The sequence below is a fragment of the Pseudomonas sp. NPDC087814 genome (genome assembly GCF_044742865.1).
Taxonomy (GTDB): domain Bacteria; phylum Pseudomonadota; class Gammaproteobacteria; order Pseudomonadales; family Pseudomonadaceae; genus Aquipseudomonas.
Window position 1 is genome coordinate 21305 of sequence record NZ_JBIUVK010000056.1, and the last position, 16505, is coordinate 37809.

At 60.5% G+C, this 16505-nt stretch carries 17 protein-coding genes; 11 read left to right on the forward strand and 6 right to left on the reverse strand.

The features are described 5' to 3' along the window. Nucleotides 1–18: 18 nt before the first annotated feature. Entirely contained in the window at nt 19–906 is an 888-nt protein-coding gene (gene gluQRS, locus ACIOMR_RS26975) for a tRNA glutamyl-Q(34) synthetase GluQRS (RefSeq protein WP_003212155.1), read from the reverse strand. Between the two features lie 84 nt (nt 907–990). Further along, nucleotides 991–1425 carry an RNA polymerase-binding protein DksA gene (gene dksA / locus ACIOMR_RS26980; protein ID WP_003212154.1) on the reverse strand — a complete coding sequence of 145 codons (435 nt, stop codon included), beginning with the start codon at nt 1423–1425 and terminating at the stop codon, nt 991–993. 321 nt (nt 1426–1746) lie between these two features. Between dksA and ACIOMR_RS26985 the strand changes: the two genes are divergently transcribed. Both ACIOMR_RS26985 and sfsA read left to right on the forward strand, forming a co-directional pair. Continuing rightward, nucleotides 1747–2919, forward strand: a complete 1173-nt coding sequence (locus ACIOMR_RS26985; RefSeq protein WP_008436881.1) for a pyridoxal phosphate-dependent aminotransferase — start codon at nt 1747–1749, stop codon at nt 2917–2919. Further along, the gene (sfsA, locus tag ACIOMR_RS26990; protein ID WP_003212151.1) at nt 2919–3632 is read left to right on the forward strand and encodes a DNA/RNA nuclease SfsA; all 714 of its coding nucleotides are present in this window, start codon (nt 2919–2921) and stop codon (nt 3630–3632) included. Before ACIOMR_RS26985 ends, sfsA begins: the two co-directional genes overlap by 1 nt. Here sfsA and ACIOMR_RS26995 read toward each other — a convergent pair. Then, the gene (locus ACIOMR_RS26995) at nt 3629–3946 is read right to left on the reverse strand and encodes a Rieske (2Fe-2S) protein (RefSeq protein WP_003212149.1); all 318 of its coding nucleotides are present in this window, start codon (nt 3944–3946) and stop codon (nt 3629–3631) included. The two genes, sfsA and ACIOMR_RS26995, sit on opposite strands and share 4 nt — an antisense overlap. A 207-nt stretch (nt 3947–4153) precedes the next feature. Here ACIOMR_RS26995 and ACIOMR_RS27000 point away from each other — a divergent pair, with 207 nt between their 5' ends. From ACIOMR_RS27000 to ACIOMR_RS27010, 3 genes are read left to right on the forward strand one after another with little or no spacing between them, the layout of a single operon-like run. Next, nucleotides 4154–5032: a hemin ABC transporter substrate-binding protein gene (locus ACIOMR_RS27000; protein WP_087693394.1), complete on the forward strand. Its 879-nt coding sequence runs from the start codon at nt 4154–4156 to the stop codon at nt 5030–5032. After that, nucleotides 5029–6066 carry an iron ABC transporter permease gene (locus ACIOMR_RS27005; protein WP_003212144.1) on the forward strand — a complete coding sequence of 346 codons (1038 nt, stop codon included), beginning with the start codon at nt 5029–5031 and terminating at the stop codon, nt 6064–6066. The genes ACIOMR_RS27000 and ACIOMR_RS27005 overlap by 4 nt, the downstream gene beginning before the upstream one ends. Further along, complete coding sequence (locus tag ACIOMR_RS27010; RefSeq protein WP_177021516.1) at nt 6066–6833, forward strand: heme ABC transporter ATP-binding protein; 768 nt, start codon at nt 6066–6068, stop codon at nt 6831–6833. The genes ACIOMR_RS27005 and ACIOMR_RS27010 overlap by 1 nt, the downstream gene beginning before the upstream one ends. A 249-nt stretch (nt 6834–7082) precedes the next feature. Here the strand turns inward: ACIOMR_RS27010 and ACIOMR_RS27015 are convergent, their stop codons facing one another. The 3 genes from ACIOMR_RS27015 to ACIOMR_RS27025 form a co-directional block, all read right to left on the reverse strand. After that, nucleotides 7083–7355, reverse strand: coding sequence for a TfoX/Sxy family protein (locus ACIOMR_RS27015; RefSeq protein ID WP_003212140.1), 273 nt, complete (start codon nt 7353–7355; stop codon nt 7083–7085). A gap of 200 nt (nt 7356–7555) precedes the next feature. Then, complete coding sequence (locus tag ACIOMR_RS27020) at nt 7556–7900, reverse strand: pentapeptide repeat-containing protein (RefSeq protein WP_008436884.1); 345 nt, start codon at nt 7898–7900, stop codon at nt 7556–7558. Nucleotides 7901–7994: 94 nt separating this feature from the next. Next, nucleotides 7995–9551 (reverse strand): AAA family ATPase, encoded by a 1557-nt coding sequence (locus ACIOMR_RS27025; protein ID WP_401197363.1) that lies wholly within the window; start codon nt 9549–9551, stop codon nt 7995–7997. Nucleotides 9552–9669: 118 nt separating this feature from the next. Here ACIOMR_RS27025 and mrcB point away from each other — a divergent pair, with 118 nt between their 5' ends. The 6 genes from mrcB to ilvC form a co-directional block, all read left to right on the forward strand. After that, nucleotides 9670–11994 carry a penicillin-binding protein 1B gene (mrcB, locus tag ACIOMR_RS27030; protein ID WP_003212132.1) on the forward strand — a complete coding sequence of 775 codons (2325 nt, stop codon included), beginning with the start codon at nt 9670–9672 and terminating at the stop codon, nt 11992–11994. 16 nt (nt 11995–12010) lie between these two features. Continuing rightward, nucleotides 12011–12751: a M48 family metallopeptidase gene (locus tag ACIOMR_RS27035; RefSeq protein ID WP_008436887.1), complete on the forward strand. Its 741-nt coding sequence runs from the start codon at nt 12011–12013 to the stop codon at nt 12749–12751. Next, on the forward strand, nt 12751–13080 hold the full coding sequence (locus ACIOMR_RS27040; RefSeq protein ID WP_003212129.1) for a YqcC family protein: 330 nt from the start codon (nt 12751–12753) through the stop codon (nt 13078–13080). The genes ACIOMR_RS27035 and ACIOMR_RS27040 overlap by 1 nt, the downstream gene beginning before the upstream one ends. Nucleotides 13081–13511: 431 nt before the next feature. Next, on the forward strand, nt 13512–15236 hold the full coding sequence (locus ACIOMR_RS27045) for an acetolactate synthase 3 large subunit (protein WP_003212127.1): 1725 nt from the start codon (nt 13512–13514) through the stop codon (nt 15234–15236). A gap of 2 nt (nt 15237–15238) precedes the next feature. Further along, entirely contained in the window at nt 15239–15730 is a 492-nt protein-coding gene (gene ilvN, locus ACIOMR_RS27050; protein ID WP_003176102.1) for an acetolactate synthase small subunit, read from the forward strand. Between the two features lie 50 nt (nt 15731–15780). Next, nucleotides 15781–16505, forward strand: a 725-nt coding sequence (gene ilvC / locus ACIOMR_RS27055) for a ketol-acid reductoisomerase (RefSeq protein WP_401197368.1), incomplete at its 3' end; no start/stop codon positions are given.

A 16505-nucleotide genomic window follows, 5' to 3' on the forward strand; every position in this document is an offset into this window, starting at 1 on the left:
CGCAAGCTGCAAGCGCCTTCAGCGCAATTGCGCTTCGGCCAGCGTGAGTGTGCGCGGGATCTGTGTGGCATCCCAGTGTTGAATGCCCCAATCCAGCAGTTCCCGTGGGCTGGCGTGGTGCAGTTCGTCGCCCGCCGGCTGGCCCAGGGCGCGCAGTGCTCTTAACAGCAAAGGCGTGGCCTGGTCAGTGGTCAAGGGCGGTGAGCGGTAGGATTTGCCCAGCTTGTTACCGTCCGGCTGGATGATCAACGGCACATGCAGGTAACGCGGTTGGCGCAGGCCCAGCAACTCTTGCAGATACAGTTGGCGCGGCGTGGAGTCGAGCAGGTCGGCGCCACGCACGATGTCGGTCACACCTTGCCAGGCATCATCGAGGACTACCGCTAGTTGGTAGGCATACAGGCCGTCGCGACGGCGGATGATGAAGTCGCCTACGTCGCGACCCAGATGCTGTCGGAATTCGCCTTGTACACGGTCGGTAAAGTGGTACTCCAACTCCGGTACTCGCAGGCGGATGGCGGCATCTTGCTGGTCATGCCCGGCATTGCGGCACAGTCCCGGATAAATCCCGTTATAGGGCTCCAGTTGCTTGCGCGAGCAGGTGCAAGCGTAGGCCAGGCCATGATTGAACAGGCGGTTGAGCACTTCGGCGTAGGCATCGTGCCGCTCGCTTTGTCGGACCAACTCCCCGTCCCATTCAAAACCATAGCGTTCCAGGGCATTCAGGATTGCGGCCTGGGCGCCGGGCTCTTCCCGTGGCGGGTCGAGGTCTTCCATGCGCATCAGCCAGCGGCCTTGGTTGGCACGGGCGTCGAGGTAGGAGGCGAGGGCGGCGACCAGGGAACCGAAGTGCAGGTGTCCGCTGGGCGTGGGGGCGAAACGCCCGATATAGGAGGAGGCTGTCATGGGCCGGATATTACTGGAAAACCAGCAAACGCCAGAAACAAAAATGGGGCGTTCGCACGCCCCATTTGTCCAGCCCGGCAGTGATTACTTGCCGACCTGTTTTTCCTTGATTTCAGCCAAGGTCTTGCAGTCCACGCACAGGTCGGCGGTAGGACGCGCTTCCAGGCGGCGAATACCAATCTCGACGCCGCAGGACTCGCACCAGCCATACTCTTCGTCTTCGATGAGTTGCAGGGTCTTGTCGATCTTCTTGATCAGCTTGCGCTCGCGATCACGGGCGCGCAGTTCAAGGGCGAACTCTTCTTCCTGGCTGGCACGGTCTGCCGGGTCCGGGAAGTTGGCCGCTTCGTCCTTCATATGGTCAACGGTACGGTCAACCTCTTGCATCAAGTCCTGTTTCCACTGCTTCAGGATCTTGGAGAAGTGTTCGCGCATGGGCTTGCCCATGTATTCCTCACCCTTCGCCTCGACGTAGGGTTGGAAGCCGCTGATGCTCTGTTGCTTTGCTTGGGTGGGCATGAATGGACCGCCTCTCACTCTTCTAATCCATTGCGCAGGATTGCAACATCACCGACACCTGCCGGCCCTGCGGCTGCAAGCGGGCGAACTTACCAGATAGATTCGGGGTGCGCCACTCCCGGTTGTCGAGGCACCGTCTCCTGAGGCTTGCAAACCGCCGCAGGCCCCAGCAGGGCGGGCTTGTACGGTCTCGAATGTTGATTTTAGCTGTTTTGCAGGTAGTTGCTTGCCGTGCTTGCTACATGTCTTGGGGCAATAGAGCAGGTTTTGCGCGGCGGGTTGGGTAGAATCGGGGTTTGTCCTCAGAGTTAAGGAAGGCTAATGGCTCAGCCCTACAGTGCGCGCAGCCGCGCTATCGAACCTTTCCATGTCATGGCGTTGCTGGCGCGGGCCAATGAATTGCAGGCCGCCGGTCACGACGTGATTCACCTGGAAATCGGCGAGCCGGACTTCACCACCGCCGAGCCCATCATCAAGGCCGGGCAGGCGGCGCTGGCCAATGGCAAGACCCGCTATACCGCGGCCCGCGGGCTGCCGGAGTTGCGGCAAGCCATCAGCGGTTTCTACCAGCAGCGCTACGGGTTGAGCATCGATCCCGAGCGAATTCTGATTACTCCCGGCGGCTCGGGAGCCTTGTTGCTGGCGAGCAGCCTGCTGGTGGATCCTGGCAAGCACTGGCTGCTGGCAGACCCAGGCTACCCCTGCAACCGCCACTTCCTGCGGCTGGTGGAGGGCGCGGCCCAACTGGTCCCGGTCGGCCCCGAGGTGCGTTATCAACTGACCGCCGACCTGGTGGCGCGCCATTGGGATCAGGACAGCGTGGGCGCGTTGGTCGCGTCGCCTGCCAACCCTACCGGCACCATCCTGACGCGGGACGAGTTGGCGGGGTTGTCGAGCGCCATCAAGGCGCGCAATGGGCATTTGGTGGTGGATGAGATCTACCACGGCCTGACCTACGGCACCGATGCCGCCAGCGTGCTGGAAGTTGACGATGAAGCCTTCGTTCTAAATAGTTTTTCGAAGTATTTCGGAATGACCGGCTGGCGCCTGGGCTGGCTGGTGGCGCCGCCTGCTGCGGTGGGTGAGCTGGAGAAACTGGCGCAGAATCTCTACATCAGCGCGCCGAGCATGGCCCAGCATGCGGCCCTGGCCTGCTTCACCCCGCAAACATTGAACATTCTTGAAGATCGCCGGGCCGAGTTTGGCCGGCGTCGCGACTTCCTGCTGCCAGCGTTGCGCGAGTTGGGTTTCGGTATTGCCGTGGAGCCGGAAGGCGCGTTCTACCTGTATGCCGATATCAGCGCATTCGGCGGCGATGCCTTCGCGTTCTGCCGGCACTTCCTCGAAACCGAGCACGTTGCGTTCACGCCGGGCCTGGATTTCGGCCGTTATCAAGCCGGTCACCATGTGCGTTTTGCCTACACGCAAAACCTTGATCGCCTACAGCAAGCCGTTGAACGGATTGCCCGCGGCCTGCGGAGTTGGCAAGGCTGATGCGCTTTAATCCTCCCCTTGAAGAAGGCCGGCTGATCCGCCGCTACAAGCGTTTTCTCGCCGATATCGAAACCGTTACCGGCGAGTTGTTGACCATTCACTGCCCGAACACCGGCTCGATGTTCAACTGCATGGTGGAAGGTGGCCAGGTCTGGTTCAGCCGCTCCAATGACCCCAAGCGCAAGCTGCCAGGCACCTGGGAAATCAGCGAAACCCCACAAGGGCGCCTGGCGTGTGTGAACACGGCGCGGGCCAATCAGTTGGTTGAAGAAGCGCTGCGCGCGGGGGTTATCACCGAGCTCAATGGCTTTACTGCCTTGAAACGCGAAGTCGCCTACGGCCAGGAAAACAGCCGGATCGATTTCCGCCTGGACTACCCGGCGGGCGCGGCATATGTCGAAGTCAAAAGCGTCACCCTCGGGTTTGACGGGACCTCGACGGCGGCGTTTCCCGATGCCGTGACCCAGCGCGGTGCCAAGCATCTGCGTGAGCTGGCGCATCTGGCGCGTGAGGGGGTACGGGCAGTGCAGTTGTACTGCGTCAACCTCTCGGGGATCGATGCGGTGCGTCCTGCCGAAGAAATTGATGCCGGTTACGCGGCAGCGTTGCGTGAGGCCAAGGCGGCGGGCGTCGAGGTGCTGGCCTATGGCGTGCGAGTAACGTCAGAGGAAATCTGCGTCGATCGCCGGCTGGAAGTATTGCTCGGCGACTAGAGTTGTACCCACAGGCCTTGTTCGTCCTCGCGGCCGGGCAGGGCTGTCAGGCTCTGGCCGGCGCAAGGGCCGGCGACGCACTCACCGCTTTCGATCAGGAACAGCGCGCCATGGGTGGCGCACTGGATCAGGCTGGCGCTGGGGTCGAGAAACTGGTGCGGCTGCCATTCCAGCGGCACCCCGCGATGTGGGCAGCGGTTGATATAGAAGTAGGCAATGCCTTCGCGGCGCACGGCAAACAGCTTGCGGCCGTCGATATCGAAACCGAGGCTGGCGTTGGGTGCGAGTTCGCTGGAGGCGCAGAGAAACTTCATATCGATCCTTAAGTGCCGCCGTTTGCGGGCTGCAAGGCTATCCTGGTTTTTGCCGCAGAGCCCGGTGCTTGACGTGCAAATGCAAACAATTATCAAATGCCGGCTTCGCCCGTAAGCTGACTGGGCGCTCTGTACGATGTCGGGCAGCCTTGATCTGTCACATTGCGAGTGTTTCAGCGGGCTCACCCCTTGGAAGGAAACCCTTTTATGCGCCTGAGTGCCAGTGCTATCGCGCTCGTTGTCGGACTGCTGGTCAACGCTGGGGCCCAGGCCTCTGAACTGCCACAACGCTGGGTCAGCGCCGGTGGTGCGTTGTCGGAATGGGTGACGGCCCTGGGCGGTGAGTCAAAGCTGGTGGGCGTGGATACCACCAGCCAGCATCCGGAATCCCTCAAGGCGTTGCCGAGCATTGGTTACCAGCGTCAGTTGTCGGCGGAAGGCATTCTGAGCCTGCGCCCGCAAATCCTGGTGGGCACCGAGGAAATGGGGCCGCCACCGGTGTTGGCGCAAATCCGCAATGCCGGTGTGAAAGTGGAGCTGTTTTCAGCCGAGCCGGATCTGCCGACGCTGCAGGGCAACCTTCAGCATTTGGGCAAGCTGCTGGGTAACGAAGCGAAGGCTGCAGAACTGTTCAGTGACTATCAGCAGCAACTTGACCAACAAAAGAACTGGGTGGCCAAGGCCCAGGCCACTCAAAAGGCGCCTGGAGTGCTGTTGCTGCTGGGACATGCCGGCGGCAAACCGCTGATTGCGGGCAAAGACACGGCGGCTGACTGGATGTTGCAGCAGGCCGGCGGCCACAACCTGGCGACCCACGATGGTTACAAGCCGTTTTCCGTAGAGTCGCTGGCGGGGCTCAATCCTGAGGTGCTGGTGTTTGCCGATCGCGCTTTGACCGGGGATGCGGCCCGCGCCGCGTTGTTCAAGGAAAACCCGATCCTGGCTTCGACGCCAGCGGCCAAGAATGGACGCGTCTATGAACTGGACCCGACGCTGCTGGTGGGTGGGCTTGGGCCACGCTTGCCGCAAAGCCTGGTGAAGCTGTCTGCCGGGTTCTATCCGTCTCAGGCTAATACCGCCCCATGACCACTCTGGTTAAACCGCGAACCCTGTTTATCGGCTTGAGTCTGCTGTGTGTACTGGCGATCTGGTTGTCATTGGCCCTGGGGCCGGTGAGTCTGCCGTTAATGGACACACTGCGGGCAGCCTTACGCTTGATGGGTGTGCCAATCGAGGCCCAAGGCCTGGAGCAGGCGGAGCTGATCCTCGGGCAGATTCGCCTGCCGCGTACGTTGCTGGGATTGGCCGTCGGTGGGGTTCTGGCGCTTTCCGGCGTTGCAATGCAGGGGCTGTTTCGCAACCCCTTGGCTGATCCCGGGTTGGTCGGGGTTTCCAGCGGTGCGGCGTTGGGCGCGGCGATTGCGATTGTCGGTGGTTCGTTTTTTGGCGGTTTGCCGGATGCGCTCGGGCCTTATCTGCTGTCGTTGTGTGCCTTCCTCGGCGGTTTGGGGGTAACAGCGCTGGTCTATCGCCTGGGGCGGCGCAACGGCCAAACCAACGTCGCGACCATGTTGCTGGCGGGTATCGCCCTGACGGCGCTCGCCAGTTCGGCGGTGGGCCTGTTCACCTACCTGGCAGATGACGCTACCTTGCGCACCCTGACGTTCTGGAACTTGGGCAGCCTGAATGGCGCCAGCTACTCGCGCTTATGGCCGCTGCTGCTGGTCAGCGCCGGCGTAGCACTGTGGCTGCCGCGCCGGGCCAAGGCGCTGAATGCACTCCTGCTGGGTGAGTCGGAAGCGAGTCACTTGGGCATTGATGTTGAAGGCCTCAAGCGCGAACTGGTGTTCTGCACCGCGCTGGGCGTGGGCGCGGCCGTGGCGGCTGCGGGGATGATCGGCTTTGTCGGGCTGGTGGTGCCGCATCTGGTACGCCTGCTGGCGGGGCCGGATCATCGGGTGCTGCTGCCAGCCTCGGTGCTGGCGGGGGCGAGTTTGCTGTTGTTTGCCGATCTGGTGGCGCGCCTGGCCTTGGCGCCGGCGGAATTACCGATCGGCATTGTTACCGCGTTTATCGGTGCGCCGTTTTTCCTCTACCTGTTGTTACGAGGGCGCGCCTGATGCTGCGAGTAGAAGACCTGCAGATCCGCCGTGGGCGCAAAACTGTGCTGGCGGACATCACCCTGGACCTGCTGCCAGGAGAAGTGCTCGGCGTATTGGGCCCCAACGGTGCGGGAAAAAGTACATTGCTCGGTGCGTTATGCGGCGAGTTGCAGCCCGACCAAGGCCGTGTGTGGCTGGATCAGCGTGAGTTGAAGGACTGGGGCGGAGCGCAGCGTGCCCAGCGGCTGGCGGTGTTGCCGCAGACCTCCACCCTGGACTTTGCCTTTCGCGTCGAAGAGGTGGTGGGCATGGGGCGCTTGCCTCATCAGACGGGCCGGGTGCGTGACGATGAAATCATCAATGCTGCCTTGCAGGCTGCCGACGTTAGCCATTTGAGCGGGCGCAGCTATCTGGCGTTGTCGGGCGGCGAGCGGCAGCGTGTGCACCTCGCACGGGTGCTGGCGCAGCTATGGCCGGGTGAAGCGGGGCAGACCTTGTTGCTGGATGAGCCGACGTCAATGCTTGACCCGCTGCACCAGCACACCACCTTGCAGGCGATCCGCCGCTTTGCCGACCGTGGCGCGGCGGTGCTGGTGATCCTTCACGACCTGAACCTGGCGGCGCGCTACTGTGATCGCATCCTGTTACTGGAGGATGGCCGGCCCCATGCGTTGGACACACCGGCACAGGTGTTGCGGCCTGAGCCGCTGAAGGCGGTATTCGGGCTGGATGTGTTGGTGCAGCCGCATCCGGAGCGCGGCCATCCGTTGATCATTGCCCGCTGAAAATCGCCGCAGTTTTTTATGGGCAAAAAAAGACCCGGCAAGAGCCGGGTCAAATAACCGTGATTAGCCTGATGAGGAGATAATCTGAGAGTCCGAACCAATGGTCTTTCAGTTATCGGCTGATCTCGCGACCAGTTGTGATAATCATAACGATTCTCATTTGAGAGTCAACATTTGTTTTTGCGGCCTCTTCGAATTTCCTCAAACTTCTGCTTGGAATCCCCGTAAACGCGGGTGCAAGTTGGCGTCTCAATTCTTTTGGCGTGCCGTCAGAGCGTCCAGCTGACGATTTAAAGCTTCCTTGCGTTCAACGGGAATGTCATTCCAGTGCACATCCATCAGCGCGCCTTCAATGGCATACAACAACACTTTGGATGCCCTGAAACCGCGGGTGCGTACGGCACGGTACGCGTCGACTGCCCCCAGGCGGCGTAGGTCGGACGCACTGTGGATGCCCACCGCATGCAGCCATTGCGCCGACGTCTTGCCAAGGTTTTTCAGGTGTTGCAGCTCATCATTCATCAAGCCTCCTTGCGACGGCCGAATGGTTCGGTGGGTATCGTGACCAGGCAAGCCTGAAAGGAGTGTAGCGCTCAGTAGGAAAAGCGTAGTTCTTTGGTCGGCAACGACCTAAAAGCTTCTAAGGCAGGCGGGGGTTTTAGCGTAGGAAAGGGTGAAGCCCCCGGTACGCCCTGTGCGTAGCCGGGAGCCGATGCAGCGGTTTAGCGAGTGCGGTAGCGCAGGCGTGTGCCGAAATTGACGGACATCAGGATCTCATCGGCGCTTAACTCAGGGGGGAAATAAGTGCCGGAGATCTGGGCATGCGCCAGGCTCGCCCCTTCCAGCGGGCAGTCGCGCAAATCCAGGCCGCGCAAGTCGGCGGAGCGGAAATAAGCGTCGGTGAAATCCACGCCCTCGGCATTCAGGTCGCGCAGGTCCAGGCCGCGAAAGTCGCCACCGCGCATATCGATGGTGCCGTCTTTCGGACGCTCCTGGTTGAAGCCGCGGATATCATCTTTATGCAGAAGCGCGTACAGCGGGGTATCAAGTAGCTTCGGCTGGCTCACAATGGCGACTCCCGTGTTGGAATTATGGCGCCATTATAGTGCCACTATTTCTCGGCCGTGAGCCCCGGAAGGCTGCACGACCAAGAAATATTTCTTACAGCCCCGGCAGGCGCTGGCGAATATGTGCCACCAATGCGTCCAGGGTCCCGCTTTCATTGGTCTCCACGCGCTTGCTGAGCAGCAACTCCTCGGCGCTGAGCGGGTCACGGGTGGCCTGCTGTTCTTCGATGATGGCCAGGGTGGCGTCGGAAGGGTCGTTCTTGTCCGCCTGACGTTGTGCCAGCCAAGCGGCGATTACCGCCTGTGGCGCATTGCAGTCAAGGATCAGGAATGGCGCGCCGGTGGCCTCGGCGATCTTGGCCGCCGCGTCGCGTTGTTCTCGCTTGAGGAAGGTCGCGTCCAATACCACCGGGAAACCGGCGCGCAGTACGGTGTCGGCGATTTCGTTCAGGCGCGCGTAGGTCGCGGCGCCGGCGTCTGCGGCGTAGATCCCGGCCTGCGGCGTGTTCTCGACCTTCTGCTCGCCGAACAGGCGCTTGCGTTCTACGTCCGAACGCAGGCGAATCGCCCCCAATGCTTCTACGAGGCGCATGGATACATGGCTTTTGCCAACGGCCGATACCCCATGGGTGATGGCCAGGAAGCGCGACGGGATGGTGCTGTAGCTTTCTGCCAGGTTGGCGTAGTTGCGGTACTGGCGCAGGGTGGTAGCGCGCTGCACCGCGTCCGCCTCGGAAGGCATGCTGAACAGCGCGATCTTCGCGCGTACCAGGGCGCGGTAGGCTTTATAGAAGTTCAGTACTTCCAGGCCTTGATAGTCGCCGGTCAGCTCCAGGTACTGGCTGATGAAGCGTCGTGCCAGGCTCTTGAGGCCACGGTCTTCCAGGTCCATCGCCAAAAAGCCGGTGTCGGCATACACGTCGGTGAAGCGGAACGGCTCGTTGAACTCGATGCAGTCGAAGATGACCACGTGGCCATCAATCATCGTGGCGTTGCCCAGGTGGATATCACCGTGGCATTCGCGGGTGAAGCCATTGAGCTTGCGTTGTTCGAACAGTGGCTTGAGGCGCTCGAAACTGCTTTCAGCCCAGGCCTGCAAGGCGTCCAGTTGTGCCAGGTCGGCCTTGTCGCTGAGGAACGGACGGATCTGCTCGAAGTTCTGCAGCACCGGTGCCATGACATCGTGCGGCGTGCCAGCAGAGTTAGTGGCCGGGACTTTCGGGGCATTCAGGTGAAAATGCGCGATCTGCCTGGCCATTTCGTCGATGTGCGCGCTGGTCAGTTCGCCGTTGGCCTGCAGAGTGCTGAGCAGTTGGCTTTGCGGGAACTGGCGCATTTTCAGCATGTAGTCGACCACCGGACCGTCGCCGCCCAACTGCGGTGCCTCGGCGCTGCCGGTGATCGGCAACACTTCAAGATACAAATCATCGGTCAGGCGCTGGTTGAGGCGCAGCTCTTCATTGCAGAAGTGGCCGCGGGCTTGCAGGGTGGTGAAATCGAGGAAACCGAAATTCACCGGCTTCTTCATCTTGTAAGCATAGGGCCCAGTGAGCAGGACCCAGGAAATATGGGTCTCGATGACTTGGAACTGATCCACCGGATGGGGAAACAGGGCCGGGTTTTGCAGGGCAGCAATCAGGGACTGGCTCACGGGCGATCCTTCAGAGTCTGGGAAAATTCATGGCGGGCATTATGGCTCCTACAGGCGGTCGTGCAAACCGCTGTCCGGCTCATGTTGGTCATCAATAAAGTGCGTATAATCCGCCGCCATGACTCGTACCCGATCTCCCCGTTCCCGTAAAAAACCTCCTTCCCGCGGCCTGCGCCCTTGGCTGGGCTGGGCGCTTAAGCTCAGCCTGGTAGGGCTTGTCGTGATCGCCGGCTTCGCGGTTTACCTCGATGCCGTGGTCCAGGAGAAGTTCTCCGGCAAGCGCTGGACCATTCCGGCCAAGGTCTACGCGCGCCCGCTGGAACTGTTCAGCGGCCAGAAGCTGAGCAAGGATGACTTCCTCACCGAGCTCGATGCCCTTGGCTATCGCCGCGAACCCGTGAGCAATGGCCCCGGCGCCGCTGCCGTCAGCGGCAACACGGTTGACCTGAACACCCGCGGCTTCCAGTTCTATGAAGGCCTGGAAAAACCCCAGCCGGTGCGCGTGCGTTTCTCTGGCGACTACGTAGCCGAACTGTCCTCGCTCAACGGCTCGAAGTTGCCGGTGGTGCGCCTGGAACCCTTAATGATCGGTGGGATTTATCCGAAAAACCTGGAAGACCGCATCCTGATCAAGATCGATCAGGTGCCGCCTTACCTGCTGGATACTCTGATCGCCGTCGAAGACCGGGATTTCTACAGCCACTGGGGCGTATCACCGAAGTCCATCGCGCGCGCCCTCTGGGTCAACACCTCCGGCGGCAAGATGACCCAGGGCGGCAGTACGCTGACGCAGCAATTGGTCAAGAACTTCTACCTGACCAACGAGCGCAGCCTGACCCGCAAGCTGACCGAAGCCATGATGGCGATGCTGCTGGAGCTGCACTACAGCAAGCAGGAAATTCTTGAGGCGTACCTCAATGAAGTGTTCGTTGGCCAGGACGGTCAGCGTGCCGTCCACGGTTTTGGTCTGGCCAGCCAGTTCTTCTTCGGCCAGCCGTTGTCCGAGCTGAAGTTGCACCAGGTGGCGCTGCTGGTGGGCATGGTCAAGGGGCCGTCCTACTACAACCCGCGTCGCAACCCGGAGCGGGCGCTGGAGCGCCGTAACCTGGTGCTGGATGTACTTGAGCAGCAAGGTGTCGCCACCCCTGAACAAGTGGCCGCCGCAAAGAAAATGCCACTGGGTGTAACCACCCGCGGCAAGCTCGCCGACAGCTCCTTCCCGGGCTTTATCGACCTGGTCAAACGCCAACTGCGTGAAGACTACCGCGACGAAGACTTGACCGAAGAAGGCCTGCGGATCTTCACCAGTTTCGACCCGATCCTGCAGATGAAGGCCGAAGCGTCGGTCAATGACACCTTCAAACGCCTGACAGGTCGTAAAGGCTCTGACGACGTCGAGGCTGCGATGGTGGTGACCAACCCGGAAACCGGCGAAGTCCAGGCCATGATCGGCAGTCGCCAGGCCAGCTTTGCCGGGTTCAACCGGGCGCTGGACGCGGTGCGGCCGATTGGCTCGCTGGTCAAGCCGGCGGTGTACCTGACCGCGCTGGAAAAACCGAGCAAGTACACGCTGACCAGTTGGCTGTCCGATGACCCGCTGTCGGTCAAAGGGGCTGATGGCCAGATGTGGACGCCGCATAACTTTGATCGTCGCTCCCACGGTACGATTTTCCTGTACCAGGGCTTGGCGCATTCCTACAACATCTCGACTTCCCGCCTCGGCCTTGAACTGGGCGTGCCGAACGTGCTCAAGACGCTCGGCCGGTTGGGCATCACTCGGGAGTTCCCGGCGTTCCCATCGATGCTGTTGGGTGCGGGTGCGATGAGCCCGATGGAAGTGGCGACCATGTACCAGACCCTGGCCAACGGTGGTTTCAATACGCCGATGCGTGGGATCCGGAGCGTGTTGACGGCCGAAGGCGAACCGCTCAAGCGTTATCCGTTCCAGATTCAGCAACGCTTTGACCCTGCCTCGATCTACCTGATCCAGAACGCCATGCAGCGCGTGATGCGCGAAGGTACCGGGCGCTCGGCCTACAACGTGCTGCCGGCCAACCTGACACTGGCCGGCAAGAGCGGTACCAGTAACGATTCGCGGGACAGCTGGTTCGCAGGGTTCAGCCAGGACCTGCTGGCAGTGGTTTGGCTGGGGCGTGATGACAACGGCAAGACGCCGTTTACCGGTGCCACCGGCGCGTTGCAGGTATGGACCAGTTTCATGAAAAAGGCCGATCCACTGCCGCTGAACATGCCGCAGCCGGACAATATCGTCCAGGCCTGGATCGATCCGCACACCGGCCAGGGTTCCGATGCCAACTGTCCGGGCGCGGTGCAGATGCCGTATATTCGCGGCAGCGAGCCACCACCCGGTGCAGCGTGCGGTGCCAGTGCGCCCGCCAGTGCTGAATCGGTGATGGATTGGGTCAAGGGCTGGATGAATTAAGCAAAGAGGGTTTCACGTGAACAAGTTGTTGATTCCAGCTATTACAGTTTTGGCATTGCTCGGTGGTTGCGCCAGCGTGGAGCGGGGCTCTATTCCGGTGGTGGACTCCAGTACAACGGTGTCCAACAACGACCGGATCTCGGCCAACGGCGGCTTCCGCCAAACCGTTACCAACCGTCCTGCCCAGGCCCGGCCCCAGGCGCAAGCCGTGCCTCAGGATTCTGGTGTAGTGGTGATGATCCCGGGTGGCGGCGCTGCCACCTCGGCTCCGATCAGTACTCAACCATGGACCCCAGGCCCAAGTACATCGGGCCCGATCGATGCCACGCCGATTCAAACGGCACCGATCAACCAGGGCACCTACAACATGCCGTCGACGCCGAGTGGAATTCCTTCCGCCAGCAGTGCCGGCGGTCTGTCAGCCGATGAGCAGTTGGATGGCCCGGTGCTGGCGTTGCTCACCACTGCCCAACAGCAGCAGTCGGGCGGCGATCTGAACGGCGCATCGTCGAGCCTTGAGCGCGCCCAGCGCGTGGCACCGCGTGAACCGCAAGTGCTATACCGCCTGGCTCAGGTTCGCATGGCCCAGGGCGATGCCCCGCAAGCAGAACAATTTGCCCGTCGCGGCCTGACCCTGGCCAATGGCCGTCCAGATCTGCAGGCCAGCCTGTGGAGCTTGATCGGTGATGCCCGCGAGAAGCAAGGCGATGCTGCCGGCGCCGCCCAGGCTCGGCAAAAAGCCAAGGTAAGCCTCTGATGGATGCACGCTTTCCGGCGATTGCCGAACAGTTGTTGTTGATCGAGCGCGAACTGCGCTTGCAGGGCTGGTGGGACGAAGTGTCCCCCAGTGCTGAAGCCTTGAGCAGTGTTGAGCCGTTTTCCGTCGACACGCTGGACTTTCACCAGTGGCTGCAATGGATTTTCCTGACACGGATGAAGCAAATCCTCGAACAGGACCTGCCATTGCCCAATGCGTCGGGGATTCTGGAGATGGCCGAGATGGTTTACGCCGATCGGCCACTTGAGAGCCTTGGCCTGCGGACTGCGCTGAAAAAGTTCGATCAACTGATCGTCGACGCTCGTTAATTGCCTGGCTGCCGGTTTTTCCGGCAGTCTTGCGCATATTTCTACCGCTTTGCGCCATTCAGGCGAGTTTTATCCCTCCTCAAGCCCCTTTCTTCTACGTTCTCATGCGCTTAGTTGGAAAAAAGCGCAATTATTGCTTGACTTGGAGGGGCTGAAACAGAAGAATCCAAAGTCCGCTGTAGAGGGACTGCCAGAAGCAGACCCACTCAGCAGATCATGAGGCGCATACCCGCGCCGACCTGTTACACCCGCAACGCGTTACCTCGCGCTGGGTGGGAAAATCCCGCAACACTTGGGACGCTCCCAATACTTGCTCAGTCAGTGCTGACGTAGTCGGCGACCACCGTCGCTCATGCTCTGCTGAGAAGTAAACCTATTAAGACCCGTCGGTTTTTAACGGACGGTATTCTGGCGTTTTAGAGGTGAACAACGTGGAGCTTTTATCTGGCGGTGAGATGCTCGTCCGCTTTTTGCGTGACGAAGGCGTCGACTATATCTACGGGTACCCAGGTGGTGCTCTGCTGCATGTCTACGACGCACTGTTCAAGGAACCGGCTGTTACCCACATCCTGGTTCGCCACGAACAAGCTGCTACCCATATGGCTGACGGTTACGCCCGTGCCACCGGTAAAGCCGGTGTGGTACTGGTGACTTCCGGCCCTGGCGCGACCAATGCCATTACCGGCATCGCGACGGCCTATATGGACTCCATCCCGATGGTGATCATTTCCGGCCAGGTGGCGAGCACCATGGTCGGTACCGATGCATTCCAGGAAACCGACATGATCGGTATTTCCCGGCCGATCGTGAAACACAGCTTCATGATCAAGCATGCCTCGGAAATCCCGGAAGTCATGAAGAAGGCGTTCTACCTCGCACAGTCCGGTCGCCCGGGTCCTGTGGTGGTCGATATCCCGAAAGACATGACCAACCCGGCGGAAAAATTCGAATACATCTTCCCGAAGAAAGCCAAGCTGCGTTCCTACAGCCCGGCCGTTCGCGGGCACTCGGGGCAAATCCGCAAGGCGGCAGAAATGCTGTTGGCGGCCAAGCGTCCGGTGCTCTATTCGGGTGGTGGGGTGATTCTGGGCGGCGGTTCTGCACCGCTGACCGAGCTGGCCAAGATGCTCAACCTGCCAGTCACCAACACCTTGATGGGCCTCGGCGCGTTCCCGGGTTCGGACCGTCAGTTCGTCGGCATGCTCGGCATGCACGGCAGCTACACCGCCAACTTGGCCATGCACCATGCTGACGTGATCCTCGCCGTCGGTGCGCGGTTCGATGACCGGGTGATCAATGGCGCGAGCAAGTTCTGCCCGAATGCCAAGATCATCCACATCGATATCGACCCGGCATCCATCTCCAAGACCATCAAGGCCGACGTGCCTATCGTAGGTCCTGTGGAAAGCGTGCTGACCGAAATGGTCGCTGCGCTGAAGGAAATCGGCGAAGCCCCGAACAAGGATTCCGTTGCCAGCTGGTGGAAGCAGATCGACGAGTGGCGCGGTGATCGCGGCCTGTTCCCTTACGACAAGGGTGATGGCAGCGTCATCAAGCCACAGACTGTGATCGAAACCCTCTGCGAAGTGACCAAGGGCGATGCCTTTGTGACCTCCGACGTGGGCCAGCACCAGATGTTCGCGGCGCAGTACTACAAGTTCGACAAGCCTAACCGCTGGATCAACTCCGGTGGCCTGGGCACGATGGGCTTTGGTTTCCCTGCGGCCATGGGTGTGAAGCTGAGCTTTCCGGATACTGACGTTGCGTGCGTCACCGGCGAAGGCAGTATCCAGATGAACATCCAGGAACTGTCGACCTGCCTGCAATATGGCTTGCCGGTGAAGATCGTCTGCCTGAACAACGGTGTACTGGGCATGGTTCGCCAGTGGCAGGACATGAGCTACGGCAGCCGTCACTCCCACTCCTACATGGAGTCTCTGCCTGACTTCGTCAAATTGGTTGAAGCCTATGGCCATGTCGGCATGCGCATCACCGATCTGAAGGATTTGAAGCCGATGATGGAAGAGGCGTTCGCCATGAAGGACCGCCTGGTGTTCCTCGATATTCAGGTCGACACCAGCGAGCACGTCTACCCGATGCAGATCAAAGACGGCTCCATGCGCGATATGTGGCTGAACAAGACGGAGCGTACCTAATCATGCGGCACATTATCTCCCTGCTTCTGGAGAACGAACCGGGCGCTCTGTCACGTGTGGTCGGACTGTTTTCGCAACGCAACTACAACATCGAAAGCCTGACCGTGGCGCCGACCGAAGACCCGACCTTGTCGCGTCTGACGCTGACCACCGTTGGCCATGATGAGGTGATCGAGCAGATCACCAAGAACCTCAACAAGCTGATCGAAGTGGTCAAGCTGGTCGACTTGTCGGAAAGTGCCCACATCGAGCGTGAGCTGATGCTGGTCAAGGTCAAGGCTACGGGTGCACAACGGGCCGAGATCAAGCGCACTACCGACATTTATCGCGGGCAGATCGTCGATGTGAGCGCCAGCGTTTATACCGTTCAACTGACCGGTACAAGCGACAAGCTGGACAGCTTCATCCAGTCGATCGGGACGGCCTCGATTCTGGAAACTGTACGCAGTGGCGTCACCGGGATTGCTCGTGGCGACAAAGTACTCAGCATCTAACTCAAATTTAGCGAATGGCCTTAAACGGCCTGGATATATAGAGGAACCTCATGAAAGTTTATTACGATAAAGATTGTGACCTGTCGATCATCCAGGGCAAAAAAGTCGCCATCATCGGCTACGGTTCCCAGGGCCACGCCCAAGCGTGCAACCTGAAAGATTCCGGCGTTGACGTGACCGTTGGCCTGCGCAAAGGCTCGGCCACTGTTGCCAAGGCTGAAGCCCACGGCCTGAAAGTGACTGACGTTGCTTCTGCTGTTGCTGCTGCCGACCTGGTCATGATCCTGACCCCGGACGAGTTCCAGTCCGCGCTGTACAAGAACGAGATCGAGCCGAACATCAAGAAGGGCGCCACCCTGGCCTTCTCCCACGGCTTCGCGATCCACTACAACCAGGTTGTGCCGCGCGCCGACCTCGACGTGATCATGATCGCGCCGAAAGCACCGGGCCACACCGTGCGCTCCGAGTTCGTCAAAGGCGGCGGTATCCCTGACCTGATCGCGATCTACCAGGACGCCTCGGGCAACGCCAAGAACGTCGCACTGTCCTACGCTGCTGGCGTGGGTGGCGGTCGTACCGGCATCATCGAAACCACCTTCAAGGACGAGACTGAAACCGACCTGTTCGGCGAACAAGCCGTTCTGTGCGGCGGTACCGTTGAGCTGGTCAAGGCCGGTTTCGAAACCCTGGTTGAAGCTGGCTACGCGCCGGAAATGGCTTATTTCGAATGCCTGCACGAACTGAAGCTGATCGTTGACCTCATGTACGAAGGCGG

What these genes read in the sequence shown, in the direction of transcription:
- ACIOMR_RS26985 (WP_008436881.1), top strand. Translation starts at nt 1,747, where the DNA reads ATGGCTCAGCCCTACAGTGCGCGCAGCCGCGCTATCGAACCTTTCCAT.
- ACIOMR_RS27015 (WP_003212140.1), bottom strand. Translation starts at nt 7,355, where the DNA reads ATGAATGATGAGCTGCAACACCTGAAAAACCTTGGCAAGACGTCGGCG.
- mrcB (WP_003212132.1), top strand. Translation starts at nt 9,670, where the DNA reads ATGACTCGTACCCGATCTCCCCGTTCCCGTAAAAAACCTCCTTCCCGC.
- ACIOMR_RS27000 (WP_087693394.1), top strand. Translation starts at nt 4,154, where the DNA reads ATGCGCCTGAGTGCCAGTGCTATCGCGCTCGTTGTCGGACTGCTGGTC.
- ACIOMR_RS26995 (WP_003212149.1), bottom strand. Translation starts at nt 3,946, where the DNA reads ATGAAGTTTCTCTGCGCCTCCAGCGAACTCGCACCCAACGCCAGCCTC.
- dksA (WP_003212154.1), bottom strand. Translation starts at nt 1,425, where the DNA reads ATGCCCACCCAAGCAAAGCAACAGAGCATCAGCGGCTTCCAACCCTAC.
- gluQRS (WP_003212155.1), bottom strand. Translation starts at nt 906, where the DNA reads ATGACAGCCTCCTCCTATATCGGGCGTTTCGCCCCCACGCCCAGCGGA.
- ACIOMR_RS27040 (WP_003212129.1), top strand. Translation starts at nt 12,751, where the DNA reads ATGGATGCACGCTTTCCGGCGATTGCCGAACAGTTGTTGTTGATCGAG.
- ilvN (WP_003176102.1), top strand. Translation starts at nt 15,239, where the DNA reads ATGCGGCACATTATCTCCCTGCTTCTGGAGAACGAACCGGGCGCTCTG.
- ACIOMR_RS27010 (WP_177021516.1), top strand. Translation starts at nt 6,066, where the DNA reads ATGCTGCGAGTAGAAGACCTGCAGATCCGCCGTGGGCGCAAAACTGTG.
- sfsA (WP_003212151.1), top strand. Translation starts at nt 2,919, where the DNA reads ATGCGCTTTAATCCTCCCCTTGAAGAAGGCCGGCTGATCCGCCGCTAC.
- ACIOMR_RS27005 (WP_003212144.1), top strand. Translation starts at nt 5,029, where the DNA reads ATGACCACTCTGGTTAAACCGCGAACCCTGTTTATCGGCTTGAGTCTG.